The 4,831-nt window shown below is 63.8% G+C and carries 7 protein-coding genes; 3 read left to right on the top strand and 4 right to left on the bottom strand.

The window, feature by feature from the left end; genetic code table 11:
• Nucleotides 1–102: 102 nt before the first annotated feature.
• Complete coding sequence (locus tag PGX04_RS16440; RefSeq protein WP_273739500.1) at nt 103–477, bottom strand: VOC family protein; 375 nt, start codon at nt 475–477, stop codon at nt 103–105.
• Between the two features lie 304 nt (nt 478–781).
• On the opposite strand from PGX04_RS16440, the gene PGX04_RS16435 reads away from it, so the two are divergent.
• Nucleotides 782–976, top strand: coding sequence for a cold-shock protein (locus tag PGX04_RS16435; protein ID WP_098725595.1), 195 nt, complete (start codon nt 782–784; stop codon nt 974–976).
• Nucleotides 977–1,192: 216 nt separating this feature from the next.
• Here the strand turns inward: PGX04_RS16435 and PGX04_RS16430 are convergent, their stop codons facing one another.
• Nucleotides 1,193–1,555: a cell division protein SepF gene (locus tag PGX04_RS16430; RefSeq protein ID WP_273739499.1), complete on the bottom strand. Its 363-nt coding sequence runs from the start codon at nt 1,553–1,555 to the stop codon at nt 1,193–1,195.
• 128 nt (nt 1,556–1,683) lie between these two features.
• Here PGX04_RS16430 and PGX04_RS16425 point away from each other — a divergent pair, with 128 nt between their 5' ends.
• Nucleotides 1,684–2,097, top strand: a complete 414-nt coding sequence (locus PGX04_RS16425) for a DUF1028 domain-containing protein (protein WP_273739498.1) — start codon at nt 1,684–1,686, stop codon at nt 2,095–2,097.
• 54 nt (nt 2,098–2,151) lie between these two features.
• Here the strand turns inward: PGX04_RS16425 and PGX04_RS16420 are convergent, their stop codons facing one another.
• Nucleotides 2,152–2,601: a CBS domain-containing protein gene (locus PGX04_RS16420; protein WP_273739497.1), complete on the bottom strand. Its 450-nt coding sequence runs from the start codon at nt 2,599–2,601 to the stop codon at nt 2,152–2,154.
• Nucleotides 2,602–2,885: 284 nt separating this feature from the next.
• A complete protein-coding gene (locus tag PGX04_RS16415) occupies nt 2,886–3,365 on the bottom strand; it encodes an RNA-binding protein (RefSeq protein WP_273739496.1) in 480 nt (159 codons plus the stop codon).
• A gap of 166 nt (nt 3,366–3,531) precedes the next feature.
• On the opposite strand from PGX04_RS16415, the gene PGX04_RS16410 reads away from it, so the two are divergent.
• On the top strand, nt 3,532–4,831 hold a 1,300-nt coding region (locus PGX04_RS16410; RefSeq protein WP_273739495.1), incomplete at its 3' end, for a metallophosphoesterase.

Raw genomic sequence — 4,831 nt, 5'->3', positions numbered from 1 at the left:
CGCAGGTCGTCCGCACGCAGCCGTCGATCACGGATCCCGCCGCAGGCGACCTCTCTGAGCGGTAGCCGCTCGAGCGGGACGCGGCCAGTGCGGCGCGCCAGCCTACTCGAGTTCTTCGACGAGTTCGACGACGTAGCCGTCGGGATCCTCGATAAACGCGACGCGGACGCCGATCTCGTCCATCGTCGTCGGCTCCGTCTGGACTGGCGGATCCGCGCGCTCGAGCACTCGCTCGAACGTCTCGTCGGTGCTGTCGACGCCGACCGCAACGTGGGCCATCGTCCCCGAATCGATGTCCGGCCCGCCCGCGGGATCGTACTTGAACTGGAACTCTCCGTTCTCGCCGCCGATGTAGACGTTTTCGACTCCGTCGTCGGCGGTAAAGGACCAGTTCTCCGTCAGTCCGAGCCCCTCGATGTAGAACTCGCGCGTCCGCTCGAGATCGGATACCCACACCGCGGTATGAATAACGTCCATACCCGGGAGCACACGGCCGATCATCAAAGAGGTATTGGGACCGAGACGACGCGAGCGGAGACCACGGAGTCGGACGACGCTCACTGCCGGTCGCGGTCCGCCTCGAGGATCACGTCCATCAACCTCGTTTGAGCGGCCGCGAGGTGCTCAGTGGCTACTATACCTCGAGCGCCGCCCACGGCTCTCTCGAGGCCTTCGCGGACGATCGTAACCGAACAGAAACGGTCCGTTCGGCCGTTTCAACGGTCGTGGTACCACGACTCGCGGAAGTGTTATCCCCGGGCCGATCCTCTGTTTATTCGTAATGGCAGAAGGTAAGGTTGATTTCTTCAACGACACAGGCGGCTACGGTTTCATTGAGACGGACGACGAGGACGACGACGTTTTCTTCCACATGGAGGATGTTGGCGGTCCGGATCTCGAAGAAGGCACGGAGATCGAATTCGATATCGAACAGGCCCCCAAGGGCCCCCGCGCGACGAACGTCACGCGCAAGTAACCGACGTCGCATCGGGCGACGCTGAACGAACATTTTTTATCGACGACCCGAACGAACCAGTAGTTCGATCGGTGTCCGCACGGACGTAACGAGCGCCTATAACGGCTCGTACAGAAACGCGACTGAGCCGCGGCAACCCCGAAGAAAGCGACGGAACGGCCCCGACTCGAGGTCGGCCGCCGGTGTCGGAACCGGTTTCGATACCCCCGTCCAGTTTTAGAGGTTCTGGCCCAGTTTTTCGCGGCTGATGTGGATGCCCGTCGGCGTGATAATCATCTGATCCTCTCCCTTCCGGACGATGTCGCCGTCGACCTCCTGGGCGACCTGGCGCAGTTCGTCGACGATATGTTCGACGGTGCTGTCCTCGGTCCGCAGGCGCGTGATATCCGCGATGACGATATCGCCGTCGTAGACGGCGTCTTTGATATCGATCGCGTCGGCCTTCGTGCCGACCTCCGCGATGTGTACCTGCATCGTCGCCTCGGCCGACCCCATGGAGGCGTCCTCGAGGTCCAATTCGGCGTAGTCCTCGACGGTTCGGGAGTGGCTCCCGCCGAGAATTTTACTCATCAATCCCATACCGGAGAGAGTCCGTCGCCGTCTGTATAGTTCTTACGTCAGACGGGTCGCTCGCTCACCGAAAACGCGCCGCGGTGTCGTCTCGCTCACAGTTGCTTCTTTATTTCTTGATAGGTCGTGTGTAATAGATGGCATACAGCATCTGCGTCTCAAAAGCCTACGAAACCGACGACGGGGAACGCCACCGCCGGTTCGGCGTCGGGGTCACGACGCGACTCCCGGGCGTGGGAACGCTCTGTCCGTTCGTGAGCGAACGCGCTGCCGTCGCGACCCGGAGTCTGGTCAACGTCGAACGTGGCGCGCGCGCGATCGATTACGTCGATGACGGCGCGCCACAGCGGCAGGTACACGGCGTCGACAGCGAGACGACCGAAGACCACGACCTCGAGCCGCCGTACAACGACCTGCGGATCGACGCGACCGAGACGTCGATCGCGGACCTCCGCGAGACGGACGAGCTCGCGGAACGGGGCTACCGGGACACCCTCGCGCAGTACGAGGGCGCGTTCGAAGCGGATTCATTGGAGGAGGCCGCGGACTGACTTCGTCCACGACTTCAGTCGTTGGGCTGCGTGCGCTTCGAGCGGTGACGGCGGTCAGTCGCTCGCAGTGAACCCCTGCCCGTCGGCCGCCTCGAGGCGCATCGGCTCGTCCGCCCACTCGATCTCGAGGCGGTGTCGCGGGAGGTAGGGAGCCAGCGTCCGCGCCGAAAGCAACCCGCGGTAGATGCCGTCGCTGACGACGGGGAGCCGTTTAATACCGTTCGTTCGCATCGTTTCGGCGGCCTCGGCCAGCGTCGCGGCCGGCGATGTCGTCGTCACTGGTGATGACATGATCTCCCCCACGGCCGGCCGATCGTCCGTTTCCGCGACCAGTGCCACGATATCCGACTCGGTGACGATGCCGACGACGCACTCGTCCTCGAGGACGGTGAGGGCGGGCACGTCGGTCCGACGGAGGGACTGTGCCGCGTCGGAGACGGGCGTTTCGGTGGTGATCGGTGGCGGCGACCTGACCTCGATGGATTCGACAGTCGTTTCGATCATTGCTGATCCGTGGTACCACGAACCACTATTTAGAAATGATGGACATACGTCCTAAATATCCTGGTATTGCTAGTACAATAGAGTGGGAGATCGAAATTAGAGAAATATGTGACTACTTTTTTGCGTCGATCGACGCTGTCCCGGAGACAACCACTGCTGTGGGTCGGGGCGACGGCTGCGACGGTCTGGTGACGATCTATCGCGGCGCATCCGCACGGCGGGTCTCGGAGACACCGGAACTGACTACCAGTCGTCCGTCTGCGGCGACAGGTGACCGGAGACGACTAGCCGGAGAACTCGTAGAGTTCGTCGCCGACGTGGTGGAGCGAGTCCACCACTTTTCCGTCGTCGCCGACCATGTCCGCGCCGTCGACGCGGGCGCGGCCGACCGCGAGCACCTTCCCGTGGGACTCCTCGGCGATGACGATCAGATCGTCCGGCGAGATGTCGTCGGTCGCTTCCGTGATCCCGGGTCGCATCACGTCCGCGCCGTCGCTGACGAACGAGACGGCACCCGCGTCGACGGTCACCAGTCGCTTCTCGGGCTCGTAGGCGTTGGCTCCCCGGACCGTCAGGAACGGCTCCTCGTCGAAGTACGCGACCCGCGGCTGGCCGTCGATGAGAACGACCTCCCAGTCGGTTTCCTCGAACTCGACGCGCTCGTAGGCATCTCCCTCGGGCGAGACGCCGAGTTGGTCCTCGAGCGTCTCCTCGAGATCGGACACCGCGTCGCTGCGGAGGTGGTGTCGAGACTTGACCTGCATACTCGTGGTACCGCTCGGACGCATTTAATAGATAAGATTCGAAGCCGCGGATCGGGTGACGGAGTGAGACGGGACCGCGGACGCCGAACGGGCGCTCGAGCGAGCCGGCCGTCAGAAGGGGGAAACCACTATCCCGGTCCGTCTGGTAGTACGCCGGACCCGTCCGATGGCCAGCGAGTACGTCTTCATTAGCGACCTCCACATGGGCGGTGACGAACAGCTGACGGCGCTCGATTTCGAGACGGAGCTCCTCTCGTTTCTCGCGGACCTCGAGGAGCGCGGCGGCGACGTCGAACTCATCATCAACGGCGACGCGTTCGGGCTGTGGGAGTACGCCGAAGTGACGGGACCGGCGAAACTCGAGCGGGTCATCGACGATCACCCGCGCGTGTTCGAGCAGTTCCGCGCGACGGGCGCGACGATCGACATCACGCTCATCCCGGGCAACCACGATTACGACCTCGCCTGCGACGACTCCTACGTCGATCGTCTCGCGGACTTCAACGTCGACCTCGAGCAGGAGATTTCGATCACCCGCGAGGTCGGCGACGGGGAAATCTGGATCGAACACGGCCAGCAACGCGACCCGAACAACCGGATGCCGGACTGGGGAAATCCCGACGCGCTCCCGGTCGGCTACTTCGTCGTCCAGCGGATCGTCGCCGCCGCCGGCCGCTACTCCGGCCAGGCGAGAGGCGACTGGTTGCGCGACATCCAGTCGGTCGCCCCGATGGAAGAGATCCCGCGCTGGCTCCTCTCGAATTACTTCTACCGGGAGATGAGCCCGTTCCTGCGAGCGATCGTCGTCCCGCTGTTGATGTTTTTCAACCTCACGCTGCTCTACCTGTTCGGCACCGTCCTCGAGACGGTGGGGCTCCTTCCGGCGCGGTTTTTCACTGACAATCCCGTCGTCCAGGCGCTCGGCGTCGCCGCGATCGTCCTCGAACTCATCGTCGCCGTCAACCTCGTGATCATCGCCGTTCTGGTGCTGATCGCGGTTCCCCTGTGGCTGTTCAGACGAGATCTCAGGCGCACCCTCGAGCGCTTCGGCGTCGTCCTCTCGGGCGTTCGTGTCGGGCAGGGCGACGCGCCCTTTCTGAACGCGGCCAAGGAGATCTTCGAGGCGAATCCCGACGTCACAGTCTTCGTCTACGGACACACCCACCGCGCGTCGGTCACCGAGTGGGGCGATCGGGTCGTCGTCAACACGGGCACCTGGCTGAAGAACCTCCAGCACGTCGAGACCCGGTTCTCGCGGCTGCCGGGTGTGTACTACCCTTCGTTCCGGTTGAATTACGTCCGTCTCTTCGCCGAGGGGGATCGGGTCGTCGTCGAGTGCGAGGAGATCGAGACGGAGCAGCCGATCGATCTCACCCGCTTTCAGCGGCTGGTCGCGCGCCGTCCGCCGCGGCCGGATCCGATCCCGGCGCGAACGGTGATCGATCCCGACGGGCGGCTCGAGCCTC

Source organism: Natrinema soli (assembly GCF_028618695.1).
Note: the sequence above shows the minus strand (reverse complement) of the source record. Positions and strands in the feature narration are given on the sequence as shown.